Annotated in this window: 24 protein-coding genes; 13 read left to right on the plus strand and 11 right to left on the minus strand. The window is 64.4% G+C overall.

The window, feature by feature from the left end:
• The first annotated feature begins 29 nt into the window (after nt 1–29).
• On the plus strand, nt 30–4049 hold the full coding sequence (gene hrpA, locus A9513_RS23915; protein WP_065085769.1) for an ATP-dependent RNA helicase HrpA: 4020 nt from the start codon (nt 30–32) through the stop codon (nt 4047–4049).
• A 53-nt stretch (nt 4050–4102) separates the two neighbouring features.
• Here the strand turns inward: hrpA and A9513_RS23920 are convergent, their stop codons facing one another.
• A complete protein-coding gene (locus A9513_RS23920) occupies nt 4103–4744 on the minus strand; it encodes a hypothetical protein (RefSeq protein ID WP_024764611.1) in 642 nt (213 codons plus the stop codon).
• 120 nt (nt 4745–4864) lie between these two features.
• Nucleotides 4865–5569 carry a glutathione binding-like protein gene (locus tag A9513_RS23925; RefSeq protein WP_065085770.1) on the minus strand — a complete coding sequence of 235 codons (705 nt, stop codon included), beginning with the start codon at nt 5567–5569 and terminating at the stop codon, nt 4865–4867.
• Between the two features lie 132 nt (nt 5570–5701).
• Here A9513_RS23925 and A9513_RS23930 point away from each other — a divergent pair, with 132 nt between their 5' ends.
• Nucleotides 5702–6139, plus strand: coding sequence for an HIT family protein (locus A9513_RS23930; protein WP_065085771.1), 438 nt, complete (start codon nt 5702–5704; stop codon nt 6137–6139).
• Nucleotides 6140–6153: 14 nt separating this feature from the next.
• Here A9513_RS23930 and A9513_RS23935 read toward each other — a convergent pair whose 3' ends face one another.
• Complete coding sequence (locus tag A9513_RS23935) at nt 6154–6573, minus strand: hypothetical protein (RefSeq protein ID WP_054907426.1); 420 nt, start codon at nt 6571–6573, stop codon at nt 6154–6156.
• Between the two features lie 174 nt (nt 6574–6747).
• On the opposite strand from A9513_RS23935, the gene A9513_RS23940 reads away from it, so the two are divergent.
• The gene (locus tag A9513_RS23940) at nt 6748–7812 is read left to right on the plus strand and encodes a GGDEF domain-containing protein (protein ID WP_064979759.1); all 1065 of its coding nucleotides are present in this window, start codon (nt 6748–6750) and stop codon (nt 7810–7812) included.
• Here A9513_RS23940 and A9513_RS23945 read toward each other — a convergent pair.
• The gene (locus tag A9513_RS23945; protein ID WP_024764606.1) at nt 7794–8837 is read right to left on the minus strand and encodes an acyltransferase; all 1044 of its coding nucleotides are present in this window, start codon (nt 8835–8837) and stop codon (nt 7794–7796) included. The genes A9513_RS23940 and A9513_RS23945 overlap by 19 nt on opposite strands.
• 87 nt (nt 8838–8924) lie before the next feature.
• The gene (locus A9513_RS23950) at nt 8925–10109 is read right to left on the minus strand and encodes an MFS transporter (protein WP_065085772.1); all 1185 of its coding nucleotides are present in this window, start codon (nt 10107–10109) and stop codon (nt 8925–8927) included.
• 115 nt (nt 10110–10224) lie between these two features.
• Here A9513_RS23950 and A9513_RS23955 point away from each other — a divergent pair, with 115 nt between their 5' ends.
• A complete protein-coding gene (locus A9513_RS23955; RefSeq protein WP_065085773.1) occupies nt 10225–11127 on the plus strand; it encodes a LysR family transcriptional regulator in 903 nt (300 codons plus the stop codon).
• 1 nt (nt 11128) lies between these two features.
• Here the strand turns inward: A9513_RS23955 and A9513_RS23960 are convergent, their stop codons facing one another.
• Nucleotides 11129–11641 (minus strand): ankyrin repeat domain-containing protein, encoded by a 513-nt coding sequence (locus A9513_RS23960; RefSeq protein WP_065085774.1) that lies wholly within the window; start codon nt 11639–11641, stop codon nt 11129–11131.
• A gap of 426 nt (nt 11642–12067) precedes the next feature.
• Here A9513_RS23960 and A9513_RS23965 point away from each other — a divergent pair, with 426 nt between their 5' ends.
• From A9513_RS23965 to A9513_RS23975, 3 genes are read left to right on the plus strand one after another with little or no spacing between them, the layout of a single operon-like run.
• Complete coding sequence (locus A9513_RS23965; RefSeq protein WP_037010238.1) at nt 12068–13189, plus strand: beta-ketoacyl-ACP synthase III; 1122 nt, start codon at nt 12068–12070, stop codon at nt 13187–13189.
• A 2-nt stretch (nt 13190–13191) separates the two neighbouring features.
• Nucleotides 13192–13800: an RNA polymerase sigma factor gene (locus A9513_RS23970; RefSeq protein WP_024764601.1), complete on the plus strand. Its 609-nt coding sequence runs from the start codon at nt 13192–13194 to the stop codon at nt 13798–13800.
• On the plus strand, nt 13794–14033 hold the full coding sequence (locus tag A9513_RS23975; protein ID WP_037010226.1) for an anti-sigma factor: 240 nt from the start codon (nt 13794–13796) through the stop codon (nt 14031–14033). The genes A9513_RS23970 and A9513_RS23975 overlap by 7 nt, the downstream gene beginning before the upstream one ends.
• A 133-nt stretch (nt 14034–14166) precedes the next feature.
• On the opposite strand, the gene A9513_RS23980 is transcribed toward A9513_RS23975, so the two are convergent.
• Complete coding sequence (locus A9513_RS23980; protein WP_024764599.1) at nt 14167–15081, minus strand: DedA family protein/thiosulfate sulfurtransferase GlpE; 915 nt, start codon at nt 15079–15081, stop codon at nt 14167–14169.
• Nucleotides 15082–15380: 299 nt separating this feature from the next.
• On the opposite strand from A9513_RS23980, the gene A9513_RS23985 reads away from it, so the two are divergent.
• On the plus strand, nt 15381–16697 hold the full coding sequence (locus A9513_RS23985) for an OprO/OprP family phosphate-selective porin (RefSeq protein WP_024764598.1): 1317 nt from the start codon (nt 15381–15383) through the stop codon (nt 16695–16697).
• Nucleotides 16698–16892: 195 nt separating this feature from the next.
• Here A9513_RS23985 and A9513_RS23990 read toward each other — a convergent pair whose 3' ends face one another.
• A complete protein-coding gene (locus tag A9513_RS23990) occupies nt 16893–17357 on the minus strand; it encodes an N-acetyltransferase (RefSeq protein ID WP_065085775.1) in 465 nt (154 codons plus the stop codon).
• 145 nt (nt 17358–17502) lie between these two features.
• On the opposite strand from A9513_RS23990, the gene A9513_RS23995 reads away from it, so the two are divergent.
• Entirely contained in the window at nt 17503–18642 is a 1140-nt protein-coding gene (locus A9513_RS23995; RefSeq protein WP_024764596.1) for an acyl-CoA dehydrogenase family protein, read from the plus strand.
• 42 nt (nt 18643–18684) lie between these two features.
• On the plus strand, nt 18685–19866 hold the full coding sequence (locus tag A9513_RS24000) for a CaiB/BaiF CoA-transferase family protein (RefSeq protein WP_065085776.1): 1182 nt from the start codon (nt 18685–18687) through the stop codon (nt 19864–19866).
• Between the two features lie 6 nt (nt 19867–19872).
• On the opposite strand, the gene A9513_RS24005 is transcribed toward A9513_RS24000, so the two are convergent.
• The 3 genes from A9513_RS24005 to A9513_RS24015 all read right to left on the minus strand — a co-directional run bounded on the left by A9513_RS24005 (nt 19873) and on the right by A9513_RS24015 (nt 21956).
• Nucleotides 19873–20370, minus strand: a complete 498-nt coding sequence (locus tag A9513_RS24005) for a SprT family zinc-dependent metalloprotease (RefSeq protein WP_024764595.1) — start codon at nt 20368–20370, stop codon at nt 19873–19875.
• Nucleotides 20371–20602: 232 nt separating this feature from the next.
• The gene (locus tag A9513_RS24010; protein ID WP_024764594.1) at nt 20603–21199 is read right to left on the minus strand and encodes a Yip1 family protein; all 597 of its coding nucleotides are present in this window, start codon (nt 21197–21199) and stop codon (nt 20603–20605) included.
• A 160-nt stretch (nt 21200–21359) separates the two neighbouring features.
• Entirely contained in the window at nt 21360–21956 is a 597-nt protein-coding gene (locus A9513_RS24015; protein ID WP_065085777.1) for a DNA-J related domain-containing protein, read from the minus strand.
• A gap of 100 nt (nt 21957–22056) precedes the next feature.
• On the opposite strand from A9513_RS24015, the gene ttcA reads away from it, so the two are divergent.
• The 3 genes from ttcA to A9513_RS24030 are packed head-to-tail and all read left to right on the plus strand — an operon-like array spanning nt 22057 to nt 24367.
• Complete coding sequence (ttcA, locus tag A9513_RS24020; RefSeq protein ID WP_017522174.1) at nt 22057–22884, plus strand: tRNA 2-thiocytidine(32) synthetase TtcA; 828 nt, start codon at nt 22057–22059, stop codon at nt 22882–22884.
• A gap of 18 nt (nt 22885–22902) precedes the next feature.
• Nucleotides 22903–23574 (plus strand): DNA-3-methyladenine glycosylase I, encoded by a 672-nt coding sequence (locus A9513_RS24025; protein ID WP_024764592.1) that lies wholly within the window; start codon nt 22903–22905, stop codon nt 23572–23574.
• Nucleotides 23575–23602: 28 nt separating this feature from the next.
• The gene (locus A9513_RS24030; protein ID WP_065085778.1) at nt 23603–24367 is read left to right on the plus strand and encodes an NAD-dependent protein deacylase; all 765 of its coding nucleotides are present in this window, start codon (nt 23603–23605) and stop codon (nt 24365–24367) included.
• Nucleotides 24368–24387 lie beyond the last annotated feature (20 nt).

The raw sequence follows: 24387 nt of genomic DNA on the forward strand, positions 1-24387 counted from the left end.
CGCTTCCCGCGCATACGCCAGCGAAGCCGATGACCCCAGAAACCACGCCGACTCCCGAACAGCTCCTGCAGCGCATGGACCATGCGCTGATCCGCGACCGCCATCGCCTGCGCCGGCAGCTCCACGAACTGCGCAAGCACCCGGACGACGCCAAGCTCGCCCAGTGGGCCGAGCGTTTCCAGGCCTCCTGTGCCAAGGTCGAGGCGCGCCGTGCGAGCATTCCGAAGATTCGCTACGACGACAGCCTGCCCATCGCCGCCAAGCGCGACGAGATCCAGGCCGCGCTGGAAAAGAGCCAGGTGGTGGTGATCGCCGGCGAAACCGGTTCGGGCAAGACCACCCAGCTGCCGAAGATCTGCCTGGAGCTGGGCCGTGGCACCCATGGCCTGATCGGCCACACCCAGCCGCGCCGCCTGGCCGCGCGCAGTGTCGCGACCCGCGTCGCCGAGGAAATCGGCACGCCACTGGGCTCGCTGGTCGGCTACCAGGTGCGTTTCGAGGACCAGAGCGACGACAGCACGCTGATCAAGCTGATGACCGACGGCATTCTGCTGGCCGAGACCCAGCACGACCGCTACCTGGAGCGCTACGACACGATCATCGTCGACGAAGCCCACGAACGCAGCCTGAACATCGACTTCCTGCTCGGCTTCCTGAAGACGCTGCTGCCGCGCCGTCCCGACCTGAAGCTGATCATCACCTCGGCGACCATCGACCTGGAGCGTTTCTCCAAACACTTCGGTGATGCGCCCATCGTCGAAGTCTCTGGCCGTACCTATCCGGTGGACACCTGGTACCGCCCGCTCGCCGCGGAGATGGATGAGGACGGCGAGGCGCTGTTCGACGACCTGTCCGTGGATCAGGGCATCCTCCGCGCGCTGGACGAAATTGCCGCCCATGAGCGCGAAATCGGCAAGCGCCCCGGCGACGTGCTGGTGTTCCTCCCCGGCGAGCGCGAGATTCGCGATGCCGCCGACATGCTGCGCAAGGCCAACCTGCGCCACACCGAAGTGTTGCCGCTGTATGCGCGCCTGACGCCGGCCGAGCAGCAGAAGATTTTCGCGCCCATGCCGGGGCGCAAGATCGTGCTCGCCACCAACGTCGCCGAGACCTCGCTGACCGTGCCGGGCATCCGCTACGTGATCGACAGCGGCACGGCGCGCATCAGCCGCTACAGCTACCGCGCCAAGGTCCAGCGCCTGCCCATCGAAGCCGTCTCGCAAGCCAGCGCCAACCAGCGCAAGGGCCGTTGCGGCCGGGTCGAGCCGGGCATCTGCGTGCGCCTGTACAGCGAGGAAGACTTCAACGGTCGCCCGGCCTTCACCGATCCGGAAATCCTGCGCACCAACCTGGCGGCGGTGATCCTGCAGATGCTCCATCTGCGACTGGGCGACATCGAGGCCTTCCCCTTCATCGAGCCGCCGGATGGCAAGGCGATCAACGACGGCTTCACCCTGCTGCAGGAGCTCTCGGCAGTAAACCGCGAGGGCCAGCTCACACCGCTGGGCCGCCAGCTCGCGCGCCTGCCCATCGACCCGCGCCTGGGCCGCATGCTGCTGGAGGCCGCACAACTGGGCAGCCTGCCGGAAGTCCTCACCGTGGCCAGCGCGCTGTCGGTGCAGGACCCGCGCGAGCGGCCGATGGACCGCCAGCAGGCCGCCGACCAGGCCCACGCACAGTGGAAGGACCCGGACTCGGACTTCGCCGCGCTGATCAACCTCTGGCGCGGCTTCGAGGAGCAGCGCCAGGCGCTGGGCTCCAACCCGCTGCGCAACTGGTGCCGGAAGAATTTCCTGAACTACCTGCGCCTGCGCGAGTGGCGCGATGCGCACCGCCAATTGACGCTGATCTGCCGGGAATTGCAGCTGCCTTTCGGCTCGAAGTCGGAGGGTGCCCAGCGCAAGAACGAACCCGTCCGCGAGCAGGCCAAGCCGCACGATAACCGTGGCCGCCAGCCGGTTGCCAAGGCGGATGAGCCGAAGGCCCGCGACATCGACTATGCCGCCGTGCACAAGGCGATCCTCTCCGGCCTGCTCAGCCAGATCGGCCAGAAGGCTGAGGAGGGCGACTACCTCGGCGCGCGCCAGCGGCGCTTCTGGATTCATCCCTCCAGTGTGATCGGCCGCAAGAAGCCGCAGTGGATCATGGCCGCCGAGCTGGTGGAGACCACCAAGCTGTTTGCCCGCATGGTCGCCAAGATCGAGCCGGACTGGCTGGAACCGCTGGCCGGGCACCTGGTGAAGAAGAACTACCTGGAACCGCACTGGGAGAAGCGCCGCGGCCAGGTGGTGGCCTACGAGCAGGTCACCCTGTACGGCCTGATCATCATCGGTCGCCGCGCCGTGCACTACGGCCCGATCGATGCGCCGGTGTCCCGCGAGATGTTCATCCGCGAGGCGCTGGTGCGCGGCGAGATCAACAGCCGCGCCAAGTGCCTGTCGGCCAACCGCCAGTTGCTGGAGAAGCTCGACGAGCTGGAAGCCAAGGCGCGCCGGCGCGACATCCTCGCCGACGAGGAAACCCTGTTCGCCTACTACGACGAACGATTGCCGGCGGATATCTACCAGTCTGCCAGCTTCGAGAAATGGTACGAGCGCGAGCACAAGGCAAAACCGGACCTGCTGATCATGCGCGAGGAAGATGTCCTCGCCCGCGATGCCAGTGAAGTCACTGCCGGTCTTTACCCGGATCGCCTGCAACTGGGTGAGTTGCAGTTGCCGCTCACCTACCATTTCGAACCGGGCCACGTGCGGGACGGCGTGACCCTGCGCGTGCCGGCGCCACTGTTGCCGCAACTGCCTGCCGAACGCCTCGAATGGCTGGTGCCGGGCCTGCTGGAAGCCAAGTGCATCGAGCTGGTGCGCTGCCTGCCCAAGGCCATCCGCAAGAACTTCGTGCCGGTGCCGGACTTCGTCCGGGCGGCGCTGGGCAAGATGGTCTTCGCCGAGGGCGCGCTGTCCGAATCCCTCGGCCGCGAGCTGCAGCGCATGACCGGCAGCCGTGTGCCGGAAGAGGCCTGGGCGGAAGCCGAGACCCAGGTGGAAAGCCACCTGCGGATGAACATCGAAGTGGTCGACGCCCGTGGCAAGTTCCTTGGCGAAGGTCGTGATCTGGCGGAACTCACCGCGCGCTTCGCCGAGGCCAGCCAGGCCGCGTTGGCGATCCCGCAGGCCGACAAGCCGCAGAAACCGGTGGAAGCCAAGGGCTTCGCCGGGGTCGCGGAAAAGGTCCAGCAGAAGGTCGCCGGGCTGTCGATGACGGTCTATCCGGCGCTGGTGGAGGAGGCCGGCGTGGTCAAGGAAAACCGCTTCCCGACCCAGGCCGAGGCCGACTACCAGCACCGCCGCGCCCTGCAACGCCTGCTCCTGCAACAGCTCGCCGAGCCGGCCAAGTTCCTGCGCAGCAAGCTGCCGGGGCAGACCGACATGGGTCTGCTCTATCGCGAGCTGGGCCGGGTCGAGTCGCTGGTGGAAGACATCCTGCTGGCCAGCCTGGACAGCGCCATTCTCGACGGTGAAGCCAACCTGCCGCGCGATGGCGCCGGGCTCGCGTCACTGGCCGAGAAGAAGCGCGGCGCCTGGACCGAGCACGCCGAGCGTATCGCCCGCCTGACCCTGGAAATCCTCAAGCTCTGGCATGGCTTGCAGAAGCGCTTCAAGGGCAAGGTCGACCTGGCCATGACGGTGCCGCTCAACGATGTGAAGGGGCAACTGGCCAGGCTGGTCTACCCCGGCTTCGTGCGTGACACGCCGCTGGAATGGCTGAAGGAAATCCCGCGCTATCTGAAGGCTGTGGAACAGCGTCTGGACAAGGTCGCCGGTCAGGTCCAGCGCGACCGCGTGTGGAGCGGTGAGATGGCCGGCTACTGGGAACAGTACTCGGCGCGCCTGGCCAAGCACGCCCAGGAAGGCAAGCGCGACCCGGAGCTGGTGCTCTATCGCTGGATGCTGGAGGAATACCGCGTTTCGCTGTTCGCCCAGCAACTGGGGACGAAGATTCCGGTGTCGGACAAGCGCTTGTCGAAGCAGTGGAGCCAGATCGAGGCCTGAAGATCAGGCCTCATTGGTGAACTCGGCAGCCGTGCCAGATGAACCTAGGGGGCTCATTGTGCAGGGGGCGGGTTGAGGATTTGTTCCACGACGCCTTGAGTGACATCGAGCAGTTGGTTGGACTGGTTGTAAGCGATGTCCGACCGGCCATCGATGACCAGAGCCAACCCGTGGGCCCGGGCGTAGGCTTCAGTGGCGGCCTGGATAGTGCTCTGAATTGTCTTGCGGACCATGTTGTCGTGCCGGGAGCGCTGCTGCTCGATCTTGCTGAAACTCTCGATCTTCGCCTTGAGGTCGGCAATCAGCTGGTCGTCGTCGATTTTTTGTATGCAGGCACCGCCCCTTGCCAAGCCGTGTACGTTGATTTGCATAATGTTCGTTGACGACACACCCTGGGTAGTCTTCTGCTCGGCTTGTGGGGCATCGCTTTTATCCTGGGCCATGCATCGTTGTATGGCGGCGGTTCGCAGACTGGACGCCTGCTGGTTCAGACGACGGTTTTCCTGCTGTAGGGCCCGGTAATTCTCGTCATTGATTTCCTGTGGATAGGGGTGCTTTTCCTTGATCGAGTCGGAGACGGCAGACTGGATCGTCGCTGTCTCGATGACTGCCCAGGTGGGAGCCGGACGGGATGGAGGGGTGCGTTCGCATCCCGTGAGGAGAATCAGTAGCAGCACGCACGCTTGAGTCCGCATGGAGGAATCCTTTCCGGTGACGGCGTAAGGCAAGGTTGGCAGTAGCTTGAAGTCTTTGCATGCGAATCATGCGGGCTATTCGCCATTGGCTGAAGTGGCGATCCTGCCAAAGCCTGGTATTCAGTCGCGCCTGGGAATGCTCAGCCCGCGCTGCACCGCAGGCCGCGCCAGGAAGCGCTCCAGAACGCGCTTCACGTTCTGGAAGTTCTCGAAACCGACCAGTTCACCCGCCTCGTAGAAACCGACCAGGTTGCGGATCCACGGGAAGGTGGCGATGTCGGCGATGGTGTAGCGCTCGCCCATGATCCAGTCGCGGCCTTCCAGGCGCTGGTCGAGCACGGCCAGCAGGCGCTTGGCTTCGTCGACGTAGCGCTGCAGCGGGCGCTTGTCCTCATAGTCCTTGCCGGCGAATTTGTTGAAGAAGCCGATCTGGCCGAACATCGGGCCGATCCCGCCCATCTGGAACATCAGCCACTGCAGCGTCTCGTAGCGACCGCTGGCGCCGGGGGCGATCAGCGAGTCGGTCTTGTCGGCGAGGTAGACCAGGATCGCGCCGGACTCGAACAGCGCCAGCGGCTGGCCGTCCGGCCCGTTGGGGTCGAGGATCGCCGGAATCTTGTTGTTCGGGTTCAGCGACAGGAATTCCGGGCTCATCTGGTCGTTGCGCTCGAAGCTGACCAGGTGCGGCTCGTAGGGCAGGCCGAGCTCTTCCAGCATGATCGACACCTTCACGCCATTGGGCGTGGGCAGCGAGTACAACTGCAGGCGGTCAGGGTGTTCGGCGGGCCATTTGCGGGTGATGGGGAACGCGGAAAGGTCTGACATGCATACTCCGGTCAGGTCACTGGGAAAAGCAGCGGAAGGCCTCAGGATAGACCTCCGGAAGCGGCCGGTCATGACCCGCACGCGACAAAAAGGTAAGGTGCGGCCCCATAGTCACCGGAGAAGGAACCCACCATGAGCCTGCACGGCACCTACGATCCGCAGAACATCTTCGCCCAGATCATTCGCGGCGAGGCCCCCTGCTACAAGCTGTACGAGGACGACGACGTGCTCGCCTTCCTCGACCTGTTCCCGCAGTCCTACGGCCATGCGCTGGTGATTCCGAAGAATTCGCCGGCGCGCAACATCCTCGAAGTCGACCCGGACGCCTTGGCCAAGGTGATGCGGGTGGTGCAGCGCCTGACCGGCGTGATCGTCGAAGAGCTCAATCCCGATGGCGTGCAGGTCGCCCAGTTCAACGGCGCGCCCGCCGGGCAGACGGTGTTCCACATCCACGTGCACATCGTCCCGCGCTATGCCGGCGAGGGCCTGGGCATCCACGCGGCGAACAAGGCCGAGGCGGCTGAACTGGAGAAGCTGCAGGCGCGCCTCGTTGCCCGTCTGAACGGCTGAGGCGCGCCAGGCGGTTATTCGACGGCGGGCTTGATGTCGAAACCGGTGCGGTTGTCGCTGACGATGCGGAAGGCGTTGTTGCCGCCCGGCTCGAGCGGCACCAGCAGTTCGCGGCGCAGCATGGCCTTGCTGCACAGGCCTTCGCCGTCCTTGTCGCCGATGATGCCGACCACGTGCTTGCCCGCCGGCACGTGGAAGCTGGCCGACTCGCCCTTGCCGATGCGCGCGGCTATTTCGTGGTCGATGGTGATGGCGACGTAGCAGCCGCCACCGAGATAGCCGACGTCGCGGGTGACGTCGACCTTGACGCTGTCCTTGCCGGGTTGCTGGTACGCCAGCAGGCGGTCGGTGGGGACGGGATGGACCTCGTCGTTCTGGTACGAGGCACAACCGGAAAGCGCGAGCACGGACAGGACGGCAAGAATCGAACGCATAGATTTCCTCCATGGACAATGCAGCCTAGGCTAGCCCATCCGGCGGGTTTCCGTCGGCTTGGCAACGCGCTGTAGGAATTTGGAGTAGTCTTCAGCAAACGTGAGCCGGGCTGGAGCGCTCGGCCGCCGCCATCGAGGCCGACCCGCCGGGCGGTTGAGCCAAGGAGCAGGGCGATGCACCGCAACAGCGATCCCGACCATCTGTTCGAGTCCAGCGCCGGACCGACCGGCCTGGAGGAGGCAGACCATCGTCTGCTGATGCGGTTGATCTTTACCTGTACCGGCGCGACGCTGGGATTGTTCTCGATTCTCCAGTTCTTCGCCGGCAACTACTGGCTGGCCGGCGCCGAACTGGCCACCTGCGGCCTGCTGCTGTGGGCCACGCAGCGGCTCAAGCGGGTAACGCGCCTGGTGCCCTGGATCATCGCCTACCTGCTGCCGACCTTCTGCTTCATCCTCTACATCATCGTCATGCCCAACGCTTCGGCATCGGCCTTCGTCTGGGTCTACCTGATGCCCGTGATGGCTTACCTGCTGCTGGGCAAGTGGCGCGGCTTCCTGCTTGCCGTGCCGTTCATGCTGATCGCCACGGTCATGTACCTGCACGCCAATCACCTGCGCCTGGATGCCCCGGGATTGATCGACATCGGCAATGGCATCTTCTGTGGCGTCCTGGTGATCGCCTTCATGCACGTGTACGAGGAGCGGCGTGCGGCCGCTTACAAGCAGCTGCGGAACCTGGCGCTGACCGACGCGCTGACTGGCGTGGCCAGCCGCGAGAGTTTTCAGCGCACGTTGCGCCGTTGCATCCAGGAGGCGGCGCGCTACGAGACGCGGCTTGTGCTGGTGGTGCTGGACGTCGACCATTTCAAGAACATCAACGACCAGTGGGGCCACGATGCCGGCGACAAGGCGCTGCAGCACCTGTGCAATCGCCTGCGCCACCGCCTGCGCGCCACCGACCTGATCGGCCGGCTGGGCGGCGAGGAATTCGGCCTGTTGCTGCCCTTCACCGACCGCTTCGACGCCAAGCCGCTGGTGGAGTCCCTGCGCCGGGATATCGACGAGGCGCCGCTGATGTACCACGGCCAGCGTATCCCGATCTCCGCCACCTTCGGCCTCGCCGAATGGCCGGGCGATGGGCTGGATGCGGACGAACTGTACCGCTGCACCGACCGTCGCCTGTATCGCGGCAAGGCCGAGGGGCGCAACCGCCTGGTCTACAGCGATCCGGTCTGAGTGCGCCTGGCGGCCAGCGGCTTTGCCAGGCGCGCATAGGCCGTGCGCACCTGGCGCGCCATCTTCCGTTCAACCCATTCGTAGCTCAGCCAGGACAGCAACAGGATGGCTGGCACGCTGATGCCCAGCGTCTGGTAGGGCGTCAGGCCCAGCCGTTCATGCAGCCAGTACGCGGCCAGCCAGAGCACGATCACGTGCAGCAGGTAGACCGAATAGGACCAGTCACCCAGCGCATGCAGCACCCGGTTGCGCTCGAACAGTGGTTCCAGCGCCACGCAGGCGGCGAGCAGCGCGGCGGCGGGCAGGCCCCAGGTGAGCAGGCGCCAGGGATGGTCGGCAGGGAACAGGACGATGGTCGTCACTGCAATGGCGGCTGTCGCCAGCGCCAGCGGTCGCGGCCAGTTCAGCCAGCCGCGCCGGTAAAGCGCCGCGAGGCCCAGGCCGAGGAGGAACTCGAAGATGATCGGGTTGCGGTAGAAGTTGCTGACCCACGGTTCGCGCGCCAGTACCTGCGCCACCAGCAGCACCAGTGCGGTCACCAGCCAGGGCCGCCAGCGTTCGGCAACCAGGAAGGAGAGGGCGAACAGGCCGTAGAAGAGCATCTCGAAGTTCAGCGTCCAGCCCACCGGTAGCACCGGGTACTTGCCGAAGCCGCCGGGGTTCTCGCTGGGGATGAACAGCATGGACAGCAGCAGTGACTTGCCGCCGACGCCGTAGACCGGCATCACGTCGGCGAAGGCGTAGATGATCAACGCGGTGATCGCCGTGTATAGCCAGTAGGCTGGGGCGACGCGGGCCAGGCGCTGGACCAGGAAGGTCAGCGGCGACATCGGTCGGCCGGCGCTGGAAAGGTGGATCACGAAGCCGCTGAGGACGAAGAAGATGTCGACGCCGACCTGGCCACGGGTGGAGAGCAATCTGCCGCCGAGGCTGTCGGCGCGGAAATCGAAGAACACCTGCATGAAGTGATGGAATACCACCAGCCAGGCGGCCAGTGCCCGCAGAGCCTGAAGCGAAACCAGCATGGGTGGGCGAGCCCTCCGTCTGTGGGAAAAGAAAAGGGGCGCGGCAGTGCGCGCCCCTTTCCTCGACAGTGCGGATTCGCCGATCGTTCACCGTGCCTGCTGGACGGTGCCCGCCGGCAGCGCCGGGCCGCGTTCCAGGCGCAGGCAGATCAGCGCTGTGGCGATGGCTGCCACTGGCAGCAGGGCGCCGACCCAGGGCAGTGCGGCGAGGCCGGGGCCGTGGTCGATGGTCATGCCGCCGAGCCAGGCACCCAGCGCGTTGCCGAGGTTGAACGCGGCGATGTTGAAACTGGCCGCCACGCTCTGGCCGGCGCCATGGGCTTTTTCCAGCACCCACATCTGCAGCGGTGGCACGGTGGCGAAGCCGGCGGCGCCGAGCAGAGCAATGAAGACGACCACGGCGATCTGGTTCTGCAGCGCAAAACTCATCAACCCCATGACCACTGCCAGTGCCACCAGGCTGCCAAGCAGGGCGGGCACCAGCCTGCGGTCGGCCAACTTGCCGCCGAGCAGGTTGCCCAGCACCAAGCCGCCGCCGAACACCAGCAGCACCGGCGACACGGCGCTCTCGGAGAAACCGGCAAGGCGGGTCAGCAGCGGCGACACGTAGCTGAACACGGTGAACACGCCGCCGAAACCGAGCACGGTGGTCAGCAGGCCAAGCAGCACGGCCGGGCGCTTCAGCACGCGGAAATCGTCGCGCAGGTTGCCGGCCGCCGGCGGGGCTCCGTTGCGCGGCAGGTAGATCGCCAGAATCGCCAGGGCCAGCACACCGATGCCGGTCACCACCCAGAAGGCCGCACGCCAGCCATAGAGTTGGCCGAGCCAGGTGCCCAGCGGGACGCCGAGGATGGTGGCGACGGTCAGGCCGGTGAACATCAGGGCGATGGCCGAGGCGCGGCGCTCGGCCGGCACCAGGCTGGTGGCGACCACCGAGCCGACGCCGAAGAAGGTGCCGTGGGCGAAGGAGGTCAGCACCCGCGCGGCCATCAGCGTGGCGTAGTCCGGTGCCAGGGCACAGGCCAGGTTGCCGAGGGTGAAGATCACCATCAGCCCCAGCAGCGTGCGGCGCTGCGGCCAGCGCGCGGTGAGGGCGGTGAGCAGCGGCGCGCCGAGCACCACGCCCAGGGCGTAGCCGGAGATCAGCAGGCCGGCAGCGGAGATCGACACGCCGAAGTCCTGGCCGACCTCCAGCAGCAATCCCATGATCACGAATTCGGTAACGCCGATGCCAAAGGCACCGGCGGTCAAGGCATACAAGGCAATGGGCACGATGGCTCTCCCTGGCTGATTTGCATAAAGAGTGAAGAATGGGCGCCACCTTATCCCCGCGCGTATTGCTGATATAGACTGCCTTTGAGCAAATCACCTGTGAATTGAATTCAACATGGCGCGCCCTGACGTCAACCGCTTCGGCGAAATGGAAGTCTTCATCCGTGTGGTGGAAACTGGCGGTTTCACCGCCGCCGCGCAGCAGTGCGGGATGACGCCCTCGGCGGTGAGCAAGCTGGTGGCGCGCCTGGAGGATCGCCTCGGCGCGCGGCTGTTCAACCGTTCCACCCGACGTCAGCAGCTCACGGCTGAGGGCGCGGCCTTCTACGAGCGCAGCCTGCGCATCCTCGCCGACCTGGACGAAGCTGAGCGCGAAGCCTCGGCCAGCGCCGAGCCCCAGGGCCGGGTACGCATCAGTTGCAACCTGCCGGTGGGGCGGCAGTTCCTCATTCCGGCGCTGCCGCTGTTCTTCGAGCGCTACCCCGGCGTCAGCCTCGACCTGCAACTGACCGATGAAGTGGTGGACCTGCTGGAAGTGCGTGCAGACGTCGCCGTGCGCAGCGGCCCGCTGCGGGATTCGCGGCTGGTGGCGCGTTCACTGGGGGAGTCCGGGCACAAGATTGTCGCCGCACCCGAGTACCTGGCTCGGCACGGTACGCCACAGCATCCGCGTGAGCTGGACGAATACAACTGCCTGGGCTTCAGCTACCGGCGCGTCGAGCCGGACTGGCCATTTCTCGGCAAGCCGGCGGATGCCCCTGAGCCCAGCGGCAACCTGCTGGCCAGCGACGGTGACAGCGTGCGTCACCTGGCGCTGGCCGGGTTGGGGCTGGCGCGGCTGGCAGAGTTTCAGGTGCGCGGAGATATTGCTGCCGGCCGGCTGGTAGAGGTGCTTGCGGACTTCAACCCTGGTGATCGCAAGCCCATGCATGCGCTCTACCTGGGCAAGCCGGGGCACCTGCCCGCACGGGTACGCGCGGTGCTCGACTTCCTCGCCGAGCACGTGCGCATCGACTGACTCAGGCGGCTTCGAGCAGCGCCAGGGTGTCGGTTGCACCCATCATTCTTGCCGCGGCCAGCGGAGTCAGGCCGCTGGCGTCGCGAGCATCGCGGTTCGCGCCATGTTCCAGCAGGCAGCGGACAATCTCCGGACGGTTGAACATCGCGGCCATCATCAGCGCGGTCTTGCCGTCGGGCGAGGCGCCTTCCACCTGGGCGCCGCGGCCGAGCAGCAGGCGGACCATCTCCAGATCGCCCTTGAAAGCGGCGCCGGCCAGCGGTGTCTGGCCTGCATTGTTGCGCAGGTCCGGGTCGGCGCCGTGCTCCAGTAGCACGGCCGCGGTGTCCTGGTGGCCATAGTAGCTGGCCAGCATCAGCAGGCTGTCGCCCTTGTGGTTGCGCAGGTTGGCCGGCAGGCCCTGGCTCAGCAGGCTGGCCAGGCGCTCGGTGTCGCCCTGGCGGGCGAGGTCGATCACCTGGTTGGCGAATTCCAGGGTCTGTTCGTCCATTTCCGGGCGATTCGCAGCATTCATCCTGAAGTCTCCTTGGCAATGTCGGGAATGATTCGCAGGATAAGGATTCGCGCGCTCTGGCGCGCTAACGCCGTGCCTATGGTGCCGGTGGAAAAAATCAATCCCTTGCTTCAAGGCAGGCACGGCGTGATTTGCGTCTGTAATCTTGCGCAAATGCCGTCCTCGCACGGCGGCTTTTCGGCGAATTTTGCAGCATAATCAGCGACCAGCGGTTGCACCTTAGGTGAAACCGCAAACCGCCGGGCGGGCAAAGGTGCCGCCCCGGCAAGGGAGTGGCACACTGCCCTGTTGCAGGGATTGCCATCCCAGAGGCTTCGCGCAGGGCGCGCAAGCCCATGAATATTCGGTGCCGGCCAATGCGCGGGCACCTTGCTGCCTAACCCAGCTGCCCGGCCCGGCGGCTTTGAGAATTGAAGAGGATTGACCGTGCATAAAGTCGTGATCAGCGGAACCGGCCTGTATACCCCGCCGTTCAGCATCTCCAACGATGAACTGGTGGAATCCTTCAACAGCTACGTCCGCAGCTACAACGACCAGCACGCCGACGCCATTGCCAAGGGCGAAGTGGAGGCCCTCTCCGAGTCCAGCTCGGCGTTCATCGAGAAGGCTTCCGGCATCAAGAGCCGCTTCGTGGTGAACAAGGAAGGTATCCTCGACCCTCAGCGCATGGCGCCACGTATTCCGGAGCGTTCCAACGAAGACTGGGGCATCCTCTGCGAGATGGCGACCGCCGCCGCGAAGCAGGCCCTACAGCGCGCCGGCCGTACTCCCGAAGACATCGACGGGGTGATCGTCGCCTGCTCCAACCTGCAGCGCGCCTACCCGGCCGTGGCCATCGAAGTGCAGGCTGCCCTGGGCATCCAGGGCTTCGGCTACGACATGAACGTCGCCTGCTCCTCGGCCACCTTCGGCATCCAGGCCGCGGTGAACAGCGTGCAGTTGGGCCAGGCCCGGGCGATCCTGATGGTCAACCCGGAGATCTGTACCGGCCACCTGAATTTCCGCGACCGCGACAGCCACTTCATTTTCGGTGACGCCGCTACCGCCGTGATCATCGAGCGCGCCGACCAGGCGACTTCCAAGCACCAGTTCGACGTAGTCAGCACCAAGCTGCTGACCCAGTTCTCCAACAACATCCGCAACAACTTCGGCTTCCTCAACCGCGCGGCGGAAGAGGGCATCGGCACTCGCGACAAGCTGTTCGTGCAGGAAGGCCGCAAGGTGTTCAAGGACGTCTGTCCGATGGTGGCCGAGCTGATCGGCGAGCACCTGGCGCAGAACGATATCCCGGTCAGCGACGTGAAGCGCTTCTGGCTGCACCAGGCCAACCTGAACATGAACCTGCTGATCACCCGCAAGCTGATCGGCCGCGACGCCGAGCCGCACGAGGCGCCGGTGATCCTCGACACCTACGCCAACACCAGCTCGGCTGGCTCGGTGATCGCCCTGCACAAGTACCAGGACGACCTGCCCGCCGGCTCCATCGGCGTGCTGAGCTCCTTCGGCGCCGGTTACTCGATCGGCAGCGTGATCCTGCGCAAGCGCTGATCGTGCCCGCCGACGACAACGAGCTGTTGTCGCGCCTGCTGGCCGGTGACCAGCAGGCCTTTCGCACCCTGGTAGCCACCTACCAGGGTGCGATGCGCGCCGTCGCCATTGCGATCGTCGGCAGCGCCCATGCCGACGAGGTGGTGCAGGACGCCTGGCTGGCCGCCGTGCGCAACCTCGATGGATTCCAGGGCCGCTCCAGCCTCAAGACCTGGCTGCTGACCATCACTGCCAACACCGCCAAATCCCGCCTGCGCAAGGTTCGTCGCGACGTTTCGCTGGACGAGCTGCCTGCGCCCCACGGCAGCATCGACGATTCCCGCTTCGCCGCCGACGGCCACTGGAGCCCGGCGCCGCTGGCGTGGCACGAGGACTCGCCCGAGGCCCTGCTGGCCGAGGACGAGCTGCGCCAATGCCTGGAAAAGACCCTGCTCAGCCTCTCCGAATTGCAGCGCAGCGTGTTGCTGCTGCGTGAGCGCCAGGGCCTGGAATTGGAGGAAATCTGTAATCTGCTGGAGGTTTCGCTCTCCAATGCCAGGGTACTGCTGCACCGTGCGCGGCTGAAGGTGTTCGCCACCGTGGAGCACTTCGAGGAGACCGGGGAATGCTGACCTGCAAGGAACTGGTGGCGCGCTCCAGCGACCTGCTGGACGAACGGTTGGGCTGGCGCGAGAAGATCGCATTGCGCCGGCACCTGCTGTTGTGCCGCCACTGCCGGCGCTACCTGCGGCAGATGCGCCTGACCCAGGCGACCCTGCGCCTGCTGCCAGAACCGCCTCGCCCGGACTCGGAGCGCCTGGCTGACCATCTCGCCGAGTTTCGCCGGGACAGCGCACGGCGCTAAGAGCTTTCTGTAGGAGCGAGCTTGCTCACGAACTGGCGTTCCCAGCAGCGCCGTAGGATGGCGTTTGCCGGAGACGTCCGGGTGATGCCGATGCCTGCGGTCGCGCGCATGGCGCGCTCCGGCAGGCGACTCCTCAGCTCAGGCTTTGCGCCCGCCACGCATCCAATCCCCCCGACAGCGCCCAGGTACGCGGATGCCCAAAAGCCTGCAGTCGCTCCGCCAGCATCGCTGCGGAAAGCTCGTGGGGGCAGGCGCAGTAGATCACCACGTCCTTGTCCTCCAGGCTGTCGCGCAACTCGTCCAGCTTTCCGTCCAGGCTGAAGGCGATGGAGCCGGGAATCGCCTCGTCATCGAATTGCGCGCGCACATCGAGGATCAGCGGCGGCTCGCCGGCGTCCAGGCGTGCGCGCAGCTCATCGACGCTGATGCGTGGAATCCGCGCGGTGCGCTTGAGCAGGCTGAAGCGCTGCCAGAGCTTCCAGGCGATGAACAGCGCGAAGGCGCCCAGCAGCACCGCTACACCAAGGCTCGCGTACTCGGTGAGCCATCCCAGGACACGGTCCACGGCATCGCTGAAGATGCTCCCGAGCATCAGCGCCGAGCCCGCCCAGAGCGCGGCGCCAGCACAGTCGTACGCAAGGAAGCGTGGCAGCGGCGTGCGGGTCATGCCGGCCATGGTGGTGGTCAGCGCGCTGGCACCGGGGAGGAATCGCGAGATCAGCAGCGCCCGCGGACCGATGCGCAGGTACAGGCTCTGGCTCTGGCGGATGCAACTGTCAGGTGACAGCGAAACCTTGCACACGCTGCGCAGCATGAAGCCGCCATAGCGTCGCCCGGCGCTGAACCAGATCAAATCGGCAATCAGGCAGGCGCATACGGCCACGGCCAGCGCCTGCCCCAATGGAACGCCGCTTCCCTGCAGGGCAAGCGCTCCGGCGACGATCAACGCCGGATAGGCGGGAATCGGCAAGCCGAGTTGTTCCAGCAGGACGTTGAAGAACAGCAGCGTCAGGCCGTGCTGCTGGATCAAGGGTTGCAGTTCATGCATGGGTAAGCCTGAAGGCGCTGTCGTTCAGAAGTGAGGTCGGAGCATACCGCCAAAGAGGCCGAAAGAAACGGCTGAAAGCCTAGTCGGGCGCGGTCCTGAGCCTTTATGCAATAAGGGAATCAAAAGTTCCTTTGTAATAAAAGTTTTATCTACGAGCAACCGATCTGAAATAACCCCTCGCCAAGATTCCCAGCAACACAAACGGGGGCCGCCAGAACGGCCTGTGCGAGTCCTTGGGGGGCGCGCAGCAGCCAGGCACTCGGCGTGTTCAACGCAAATACCATTAAGGGGAATCTTCGATGATCCGTAAGCACTTCGCCGGTTACGCCGCCACTGCCCTGGCACTGGCCGTTTCCGCCCAGGCTTTCGCAGGCACAGTCACCACCGATGGCGCCGATATCGTTATCAAGACCAAGGGCGGTCTTGAAGTCGGTACCACCGACAAGGAGTTCAGCTTCAAGCTCGGTGGCCGTCTGCAAGCGGATTACAGCCGCTTCGATGGGTTCTACACCAAGAACGGCAACAACGGTGACGGCGCCTATTTCCGCCGCGCCTACCTGGAACTGGGCGGCACTGTCTACAAAGACTGGAAATACCAGATCAACTACGACATGTCCCACAACTCCGGTAACGCTGACAACGGCTACTTCGACGAGGCTTCCTTCAGCTACACCGGCTTCGCTCCGGTAACCCTGAAGTTCGGCCGTTTCGACCCGGACTTCGGTCTGGAGAAAGCCACCAGCTCCAAGTGGGTGACCGCCACCGAGCGTACCAGCGCCTACGAACTGGCTGACTGGATCAACACCCACCAGGATGGCATGGGGGCCCAGGTTGGCGGCGTCGTCGCCAACCTGGCCTACCTGGACGCCGGCGTATATGCCAAGGACGCCGACGACACCGACGGCGACAGCGTCAAGCAGTTCAACTTCCGCGGCGTGTTCGCTCCGCTGAACACCGACGGCAACGTCCTGCATGTCGGCCTGGATTACGCCTACCGTGACCTGAACGACACCGCCTTCGATTCCCGCATCCGTCCGCGTCTGGGCATGCGTGGTATCGCCACCAACGGCGGTAACGACGCTGGCGACAATGGCAACCGCGCGACCTTCGGCGGCGCCACCCTGAGCCCGGCCGGTTCCTACAAGGACGACTCCACCTGGGGCGCAGAATTCGCCTACGCCTTCGGCCCGTTCTCCGCTCAGGCCGAATACCTGAAGCGCAAGCTGAAGGCTGATGCCGATGCCTTCCAGGACATCAAGGCTGACGGCTACTACGGCCAACTGGCCTACACCATCACCGGCGAATCCCGCGTTTACAAGCTCGATGGCGCCAAGTTTGACACCATCAAGCCGGCCAACAAGGAAATCGGTGCCTGGGAAGTCTTCTACCGCTACGACCACATCAAGGTCGATGACCCGAACGTGGTCGTGGCTACCGCCACCCGCGACGTGGGCGACACCAAGGCCAGCACCAACACCATCGGTGTGAACTGGTACGCCAACGAAGCCGTGAAGGTCTCCCTGGACTACGTTCACGTCAGTACCGATGGCATCCGCAACGCCAACGGTGACGACGACGGCAACGGTGTCGTGACCCGCCTGCAGTACGTGTTCTAAGAACTACAGCAATACCGTTCGACTCCTTTGTGTGAACCCCCGCCCCGGCGGGGGTTTTTTATGCGAGCCGGGAAATTGCTTCTTTATGAACGCCGAACATCCCGATTGCGCGGGAGCGATTTGCCCTTGATCGGCTCGCTTCACGTCGAGAATGAAATCATCCCGGGCGGAGTCCACTACAGCACCCTTGCCGGATCAGCGGAGCAAGGGGCCCGCTGGGCGCCGGCGGAATTCGAACTCGAGCAGCTCATCGAACGGATTGCCCATTTCCAGTCGTGTCCAGCCCAGCTTGATGAGGAAGGCCAGCGCCCCCAGGTTGTCCGGCCTCACGCTGGCGCGCCACAAGGGGTTGCTCTGCAGTTCCGCTCGGCTCATCACCAGCGCCATCACCGCGCGCCCAACACCTGAACCACGCAACTCCGGGCGCACGGCGAGATCGGTGACGAAATAGTACGGGTGGTCGGGATTGGGCAGGCAAATCCCCACAACCGCCACCAGCAGATCGCCGCGCAGGATGCTGTACAGGACTCTGTCCGGAGCGTTCAGCAGCTGTTCCAGCCATTCGCGGTCCATCGGGCCAAGCTGCGCAAAGAGCACGGGGTCGGCGAACCAGCTTTCGTACGGCGGGAAGTCTTCCGCCTGGAAAGGGCGAATCTGCATGCGGGCGCTCTCCGGTGCAGCTTTGGGATATTTCACACTCGCATCTGCTGGGCGATTGCGTCAATCGACCCTGAGCGCTCGCGTCATTGAGGCCGCGCGCGGCCAGCACCTACCCTGCGGGCACTCAACCCACCGGGAGTCGACCATGCTGCGCAATCACTTCGAGACCGAACACAACCTGTTCCGCGATGCGTTCCGATCCTTCCTCAACAAGGAAGTGGTGCCTCACCAGGAGGAATGGGAGGAAGCCGGCGTGGTGGACCGCAGTGTCTGGCGTAAGGCGGGGGAGATGGGCTTCCTGCTGCCTTGGGCGGAAGAGGAATACGGTGGATCCGCTCTGAAGGATTTTCGCTACGAACAGATCATGTGTGAGGAATTGGCTGCCATCAACGAGCCAGGTTTCATGATCCCGCTGCATTCGGCGCTGTGCGGCCCCTACATCGCCGAGTACGGCAATGCCGAGCAGAAGGCCCGCTGGTTACCGGGGATCATTCGTGGCGAAAGCATCCTGGCGGTGGCGATGACCGAGCCGTCCGCCGGCTCCGATCTAGCCGGCATGCGCACCACGGCGGTGGACAAGGGGGACCATTTCGTCCTCAACGGCTCCAAGGTGTTCATCTCCAACGGCCTGCTGGCGGACCTGGTGATAGTCGCGGCGAAGACTGATCCTTCGAACAAGCACGCCATGGGGCTGTTCGTGGTTGAACGTGGCATGGAAGGCTTCGAGCGCGGGCGCAATCTGAAGAAACTGGGCATGAAGAGCCAGGACACCGCCGAGCTGTTCTTCAACAACGTGAAAGTGCCGAAGGAAAATCTGCTGGGCGACGCCAAGGGCGGTTTCTTCTACTTGATGAACATGCTGGCCCAGGAACGCCTGACCAACGCCTGTGGCGCGGTGGCCGGCGCCGAGGCCGCGCTGAACGCGACCGTCGACTACGTGAAGGAGCGCAAGGCGTTCGATCGCCCGATCGCGCACTTCCAGAACACTCGCTTCAAGCTCGCCGAGATGCGTACGCAGATCGACGTGGCGCAGGTCTTCACCGATCGTTGCGTAATGGACCACAACCAGAAGAAGCTCACTCCCGAAGTGGCCGCCGAGGCCAAGCTGTTCACCACCGAACTGCTCTGCAAGGTGGTGGATGAGGGCGTGCAACTGCACGGTGGCTGGGGTTACATGTGGGAGTATCCGATCTGCAAGATGTACGCGAACGCGCGCATCCAGCGCATTTTCGCTGGTACTTCGGAGATCATGAAAGAGATCATCAGCCGCGGCATGAAGCTCTGAGGCGCGGCGCCCACGCATCGATTGAGCGAAACAGGAGTGCCCATGAACGGCCCGCTCGCCTCCCTGAAGATCCTCGACTTCTCCACCCTGCTGCCGGGGCCGTTCGCCTCGCTGCTGCTGGCCGACATGGGCGCCGAGGTGTTGCGCGTGGAGTCGCCCACGCGCATGGACCTGGTGCGCGTGCTGCCGCCGCACGTGGACGGCACCTCCGCCAGCCACGCCTACCTCAACCGCAACAAACGCTGCATTGCGCTGGATCTCAAGCAGGCCGAGGCGGTGGAGGTGGTGAAGCAACTGGTGCAGGAATACGACATCGTGCTGGAGCAGTTCCGCCCCGGCGTGATGGACAAGCTCGGCGTCGGTTACGAGGCGCTCAAGGCGATCAACCCGAAGCTGATCTACGTATCGATCACCGGCTACGGCCAGACCGGGCCGCTGCGCGACCGCGCCGGGCATGACATCAACTACCTGGCCCTAGCCGGCGTGGCCAGCTACACCGGCCGCCGTGAGACCGGCCCATTGCCGCTGGGCGTGCAACTGGCGGACATCGGCGGTGGCTCGCTGCATGGCGTAATGGGCCTGCTGGCGGCAGTCATCCATCGGCAACAGACGGGTGAGGGGCAGCAGGTCGACGTGAGCATGACCGACTGCGCCTTCAGCCTGCACGGTATGGCGGGGGCCGGCTATCTCGCGGCGGGAGTGGAGCCGGAGATGGAAGGCCTCGCACTCAATGGTGGCAGCTTCTACGACTACTACCGCACCCGCGATGGCCGCTGGTTCTCGGTGGGCAGCCTGGAGCCGCAGTTCATGCAACAGTTCTGCGCCGCCATCGGCCGCCCGGAGCTGGCCGCGCGCGGGCTGTCGCCCAAACCGGAAGAGCAGCAGTCGCTCAAGCGCGAAATCGCCATCGAGTTCGAGAAGCAGGACTTCGCTCACTGGCAGGAGCGCTTTGCCGCGCTGGACGCCTGTGTCGAGCCGATGCTGTCCCTGGCCGAGGCGGTGGAACATCCGCAGTTGCGTGAACGGGGTGTGGTCACGCAGGTGCCCAACGGCAAGGGCGGGGCGCAACGGCAGGCGGCCTGCCCGATCCGTTTCTCCGCCGGCCTGCCCGAGCCACGCCATATCGGCGCTGCGTTGGGAGCGCACACGGTGCAGGTAATGGCAGAACTGGGTTACACCGACGAACAGGTTGCTGCGCTGAAGGCGGCCAAGGTCATCGCCTGAGCAGCATCACTCGCGGCGGGTTTCGCCGGTGAATACCAGGGTGGCGCGGCACCGCCGGCAATAGTAGCGGCGGCCCTGGGCGACCAGGTTGTGACGCTGGGAGGAGAAGGGGAATTCGTTTCCCTCTCCACAGTGACAGCGATACAGGTAGCGGGTGGAGCGGCGACGCTTGATCTCGTAGGTGTGGCAGCGGTCCGGCGGCAAGCCGTAGATGCCGCGCATGATCAGTTGCCACTCCTCGCCGTGGGGGCGAATGCGCGGACCGAACATCTGGTGGGCGATCAGGTGCGCCACTTCATGGGCTACGGTCTGCTGCAGGAAGTGTTCGTGGTTTTCCCGGTACAACTGCGGGTTGAAACGCAGCAGGTTTTCATCCAGGTGGGCGACGCCGGCCTTCTGGCCGCGTAGCCGGAAGCTCACTTCCGGGCGGGGAAAGCGCCGCTGGAAGAAGGCTTCGGCCTGCTGGTAGCAGGCTTCGACGCGAGCGTTGAGCTGTTCAGGCATACAGTGGTTCTCCGACGGGGCAAGATTATGCCGCAGTCGGCGCGCCGGTGGAGGATTTCTCGTGGCCGCTCGTCCGGGGTGCAGCTTCAGGCAAGTTGGACGAGTTTCAGGCAAGTGCCGCTCTCTGCCGGAGCGAGTTTGCTCGCGAACCCGTTCAGCGACGGCTCGCTCCTGCGAGGAGCCCAAAAGAAACCGGGCCACAAGGGCCCGGTTTCTTCTGCAGAGCGTGAGATCAGGTGTATTCCGGGCCGACGCCGCTGCCCCAGAGGATGACCGACAGGGCCATCATCGCCACCAGCACCACCAGTCCTACCGCCAGCACGGAGCTGGAGAACAGGAAACCTTCATCCTTGGGAATGTTCATGAAGGTCGGGATGCCGACGTAGAGCAGGTAGACGGTGTAGCAGATCGCGGCCGTGCCGATGATCATGCCCAGCCACAGGTGTGGATAGAGAGCCGCCAGGCCGCCGATGAACAGCGGAGTCGCGGTGTACGCAGCAAAGACGATGCATTGGGTCAGCGATGGCGACGCGTCGTACGTACGAGCCATCCAGTGGATGAAGGCGCCCATCACGGCGACGCCGGCGAGCATGGCGATGTAAGTCATGATGGTCAGCTGGATCGCGCTGGCGGCCGTCAGCTTGACCGGTCCCGCATTACCCAATACCCAGCCAACCTGCGTGGTGCCGATGTAGGCGGAAATGACCGGGATGGCAGCGAGGATCAGGACGTGGGTCAGGTACATGTGGCTGATGGATTCTTCCTCGCCGCGGATGTCCTGCCATTCCTGATCGGGATGGGTGAAGAGCCCCCACACATGATGGATCATGTCAGCATTCTCCTCTTCTTATAGAAGGCCGCCCCCCAGCGAGGCGCCGAGTACGCGTAGCCAGCGTCATCCGGTGCCCAGCCGACCTATGCGACCTTAAGTCGCAGTATAGGAATGGCTGCAAGCCACGTCGTCCGTGGGTTTAGAGCAAATGGAAGTTTCACGGGTGGCTGTAATAGCGCTCCAGTATTTCCATCGCCTTGTTGATCGACTGCAATCGAGTGGTGCTGCCGCCTCTGTCGGGATGGTGCAGGCTCACCAGTTGGCGGTATCGCAGCTTGATCAGCGCGTAATCCACCGGGCCGTCCTCCAACTCGAAGAGTGCCAATGCCGCGGCTTTTTCCTCGTTGCCCTGCATACGTGTCCAGAAGCTTTCCAGCAACTTCTCCACATCGTGCTCGGTGGTTTCCTTCAGGTGCTTCTCATCCAGGTAGTAGGCGCGTAGTGCGTCCCGCTCGGCGAGGGCCTGTGCGCCATTCATAAAAGGAGAGAGACGAATCTGCAGCGGCCCGATCTCCAGGTGCGCGGCGCCCTCCGCCCAGAGCTGGTCGCGCAGGCGATACAACGCGTTGAACACCAGAAAGTGGGTGCGGAACAGCACCAGCTTGTCGGTCAGCGGCAGGTTGGGCACGTGAGTGGAGTGCCGAGCCTTCAATTGCTGGATCAGCTGGAATTCGGAGATTCCTTCATGCGCTTCCCGTAGCAACTGCAGAAGCTGGTCAGTCAGTTCGAGGGAAGGATCGAGATCGCGCGTCATGCTGTCAGATTAGCAGCAGCCCGATAGAGGGGCTGGGGCACGCGTCGCTTTGCGCGTAAAATGACCGGCTTTTCGTCTTGCCTTCGGATTCCAGAGCACCATGGCCAGTACCCTTTCGGTCAACCAGAACAAACTGCAGAAACGCCTGCGCCGCCAGGTTGGCGAAGCGGTCACCGACTTCAACATGATCGAGGACGGCGACAAGGTGATGGTCTGCCTGTCCGGCGGCAAGGACAGCTACACCCTGCTGGACATCCTGCTGTACCTGCAAAAGGTCGCCCCGATTCAGTTCGAGATCGTTGCGGTGAACATGGACCAGAAGCAGCCCGGCTTCCCCGAACACGTGCTGCCGGCCTACCTGGAATCCATCGGCGTGCAGTACCACATCATCGAGAAGGACACCTACTCGGTGGTGAAGGAGAAAATCCCGGAGGGCAAGACCACCTGCTCGCTGTGCTCGCGCCTGCGCCGTGGCACTCTTTATACCTATGCTGACGAAATCGGCGCGACCAAGATGGCGCTGGGACACCACCGCGACGACATCCTGGAAACCTTCTTCCTTAATATGTTCTACGGCGGCACCCTCAAGGCGATGCCGCCCAAGCTGCTCTCCGACGACGGCCGCAACGTGGTGATCCGCCCGTTGGCGTACTGCAACGAGAAGGACATCGAAGCCTACTCGGTGCTCAAGGAGTTCCCGATCATTCCGTGCAACCTGTGCGGTTCGCAGGAGAACCTGCAGCGCCAGGTGGTCAAGGAGATGTTGCTGGATTGGGAGCGCAAGTCGCCGGGCCGCACCGAGATCATGTTCCGTGCCTTGCAGAACGTGGTGCCGTCGCAACTGGCTGACCGCAACCTGTTCGACTTCAACAGCCTGCGCATCGACGAGACTGCGACGCCGCGCTTCCTAGACGTGATGAACCTGTAAAACTCGCAAGGACGCCTGATGCGCGATTACCAGTGGCTGTATGAGTACTGTCTGAACCGCTTCGGCTCGGTCGAGGCGCTGGATGCCCGGCTTCCGCAGGCCAAGTCAGCGGACGAGCTGGCGGCGGTGACTGATGATCGCTACCTGTCGCTGATTAGCCTGCGTATCTTTCGCGCCGGCCTCAAGCACAGCCTGGTGGATGCCAAGTGGCCGGCCTTCGAGGAGGTCTTCTTCGGCTTCGACCCGGAGAAGGTCGTGCTGATGGGCGGCGAGCGCTTGGAAAACCTGATGCAGGACGCCCGGCTGATTCGTCACCTGGGCAAGCTCAAGAGCGTGCCGCGCAACGCCCAGTTCGTCTTAGACATTGCTCGCGAATACGGCAGCTTCGGCAAACTCCTGGCCAGTTGGCCGTCCAGCGACATCGTCGGTCTCTGGAAGCTGCTGGCCAAGCGTGGTAGTCAGTTGGGCGGCATGTCCGCGCCGCGTTTCCTGCGCATGGCCGGCAAGGACACGTTCGTCCTCGGCGACGATGTGGTTGCCGCGCTCAAGGCTCAGGAGATAGTCGACAAGGCGCCCACCAGCCAGAAGGATCTGGCGTTGGTGCAGGCTGCCTTTAATCAATGGCAGGAACAAAGCGGCCGTCCGCTGTGCCAGATTTCCATGATGCTGGCTTTCACGGTCAACCACTGATACGCGGTCCTGCCGCGTAGGAGGGCGCATGGACTCGGCGATCGAACGCACTGGCGCAGCGCTTGCTCGTGCAGAACGTATCCTGGTAGTTACCGGTGCCGGGCTCTCCGCCGACTCCGGGATGCCCACCTATCGCGGCCTGGGTGGTCTGTACAACGGCCAGACGGCGGAAGGCGTACCGATCGAAGCAGCGATCTCCGGGCCGATGCTGCAGAAGGATCCGGCGCTGTGCTGGAAGTATCTGGCGGAACTCGGCAAGGCCTGCCTGGGCGCGCAGCCCAACGTTGGCCATGAAGCCATCTCGGAGCTGCAGAGGCTCAAGCCGGAGTGCTGGGTGCTCACCCAGAATATCGATGGGTTCCACCGCCGCGCTGGCTCGCCGCCGGAACGGCTGATCGAGATCCATGGCGAACTGGCGCCGCTGTACTGCCAGTCGTGCGGGTTGGAAAGCGCGGAGCTGGCAGGGCACCTGGATGGCCCGCTACCACCGAAGTGCGTGCGCTGTGCAGGTGTGCTGCGCCCGCCGGTAGTACTGTTCGAGGAGATGTTGCCGGAAGAGGCCGTCGATACGCTCTACGCGCAACTGCGCAAGGGATTCGATGCCGTTCTGCTGGTCGGGACCACCGCGAGCTTCCCGTACATCATCGAGCCCGTGCTGCGAACTCGGGATGCTGGAGGCTTCACCGCCGAGGTGAACCCGGGGCTGACCGACCTGAGTTCGGTGGTCGAAGAAAGAATGGTGGGTCGAGCCTTAGACATTATGCCGCGCCTGCTGAGTCACATTCCGCGATAAAAAACTTGCATTGGTCCCAT

It is taken from the genome of Pseudomonas sp. AU12215 (genome assembly GCF_001675465.2).
Classification (GTDB): domain Bacteria; phylum Pseudomonadota; class Gammaproteobacteria; order Pseudomonadales; family Pseudomonadaceae; genus Pseudomonas; species Pseudomonas nitroreducens.

Coding starts and splice junctions, on each gene's coding strand:
- A9513_RS23955 (WP_065085773.1), top strand. CDS start 10,225: ATGGCGCGCCCTGACGTCAACCGCTTCGGCGAAATGGAAGTCTTCATC.
- A9513_RS23940 (WP_064979759.1), top strand. CDS start 6,748: ATGCACCGCAACAGCGATCCCGACCATCTGTTCGAGTCCAGCGCCGGA.
- A9513_RS23945 (WP_024764606.1), bottom strand. CDS start 8,837: ATGCTGGTTTCGCTTCAGGCTCTGCGGGCACTGGCCGCCTGGCTGGTG.
- ttcA (WP_017522174.1), top strand. CDS start 22,057: ATGGCCAGTACCCTTTCGGTCAACCAGAACAAACTGCAGAAACGCCTG.
- A9513_RS24015 (WP_065085777.1), bottom strand. CDS start 21,956: ATGACGCGCGATCTCGATCCTTCCCTCGAACTGACTGACCAGCTTCTG.
- A9513_RS24030 (WP_065085778.1), top strand. CDS start 23,603: ATGGACTCGGCGATCGAACGCACTGGCGCAGCGCTTGCTCGTGCAGAA.
- A9513_RS24010 (WP_024764594.1), bottom strand. CDS start 21,199: ATGATCCATCATGTGTGGGGGCTCTTCACCCATCCCGATCAGGAATGG.
- A9513_RS23920 (WP_024764611.1), bottom strand. CDS start 4,744: ATGCGGACTCAAGCGTGCGTGCTGCTACTGATTCTCCTCACGGGATGC.
- A9513_RS24005 (WP_024764595.1), bottom strand. CDS start 20,370: ATGCCTGAACAGCTCAACGCTCGCGTCGAAGCCTGCTACCAGCAGGCC.
- A9513_RS23995 (WP_024764596.1), top strand. CDS start 17,503: ATGCTGCGCAATCACTTCGAGACCGAACACAACCTGTTCCGCGATGCG.
- A9513_RS23975 (WP_037010226.1), top strand. CDS start 13,794: ATGCTGACCTGCAAGGAACTGGTGGCGCGCTCCAGCGACCTGCTGGAC.
- A9513_RS23925 (WP_065085770.1), bottom strand. CDS start 5,569: ATGTCAGACCTTTCCGCGTTCCCCATCACCCGCAAATGGCCCGCCGAA.
- A9513_RS23985 (WP_024764598.1), top strand. CDS start 15,381: ATGATCCGTAAGCACTTCGCCGGTTACGCCGCCACTGCCCTGGCACTG.
- A9513_RS23960 (WP_065085774.1), bottom strand. CDS start 11,641: ATGAATGCTGCGAATCGCCCGGAAATGGACGAACAGACCCTGGAATTC.
- A9513_RS23935 (WP_054907426.1), bottom strand. CDS start 6,573: ATGCGTTCGATTCTTGCCGTCCTGTCCGTGCTCGCGCTTTCCGGTTGT.
- A9513_RS23990 (WP_065085775.1), bottom strand. CDS start 17,357: ATGCAGATTCGCCCTTTCCAGGCGGAAGACTTCCCGCCGTACGAAAGC.
- A9513_RS24025 (WP_024764592.1), top strand. CDS start 22,903: ATGCGCGATTACCAGTGGCTGTATGAGTACTGTCTGAACCGCTTCGGC.
- A9513_RS23980 (WP_024764599.1), bottom strand. CDS start 15,081: ATGCATGAACTGCAACCCTTGATCCAGCAGCACGGCCTGACGCTGCTG.
- A9513_RS24000 (WP_065085776.1), top strand. CDS start 18,685: ATGAACGGCCCGCTCGCCTCCCTGAAGATCCTCGACTTCTCCACCCTG.
- A9513_RS23930 (WP_065085771.1), top strand. CDS start 5,702: ATGAGCCTGCACGGCACCTACGATCCGCAGAACATCTTCGCCCAGATC.
- hrpA (WP_065085769.1), top strand. CDS start 30: ATGACCCCAGAAACCACGCCGACTCCCGAACAGCTCCTGCAGCGCATG.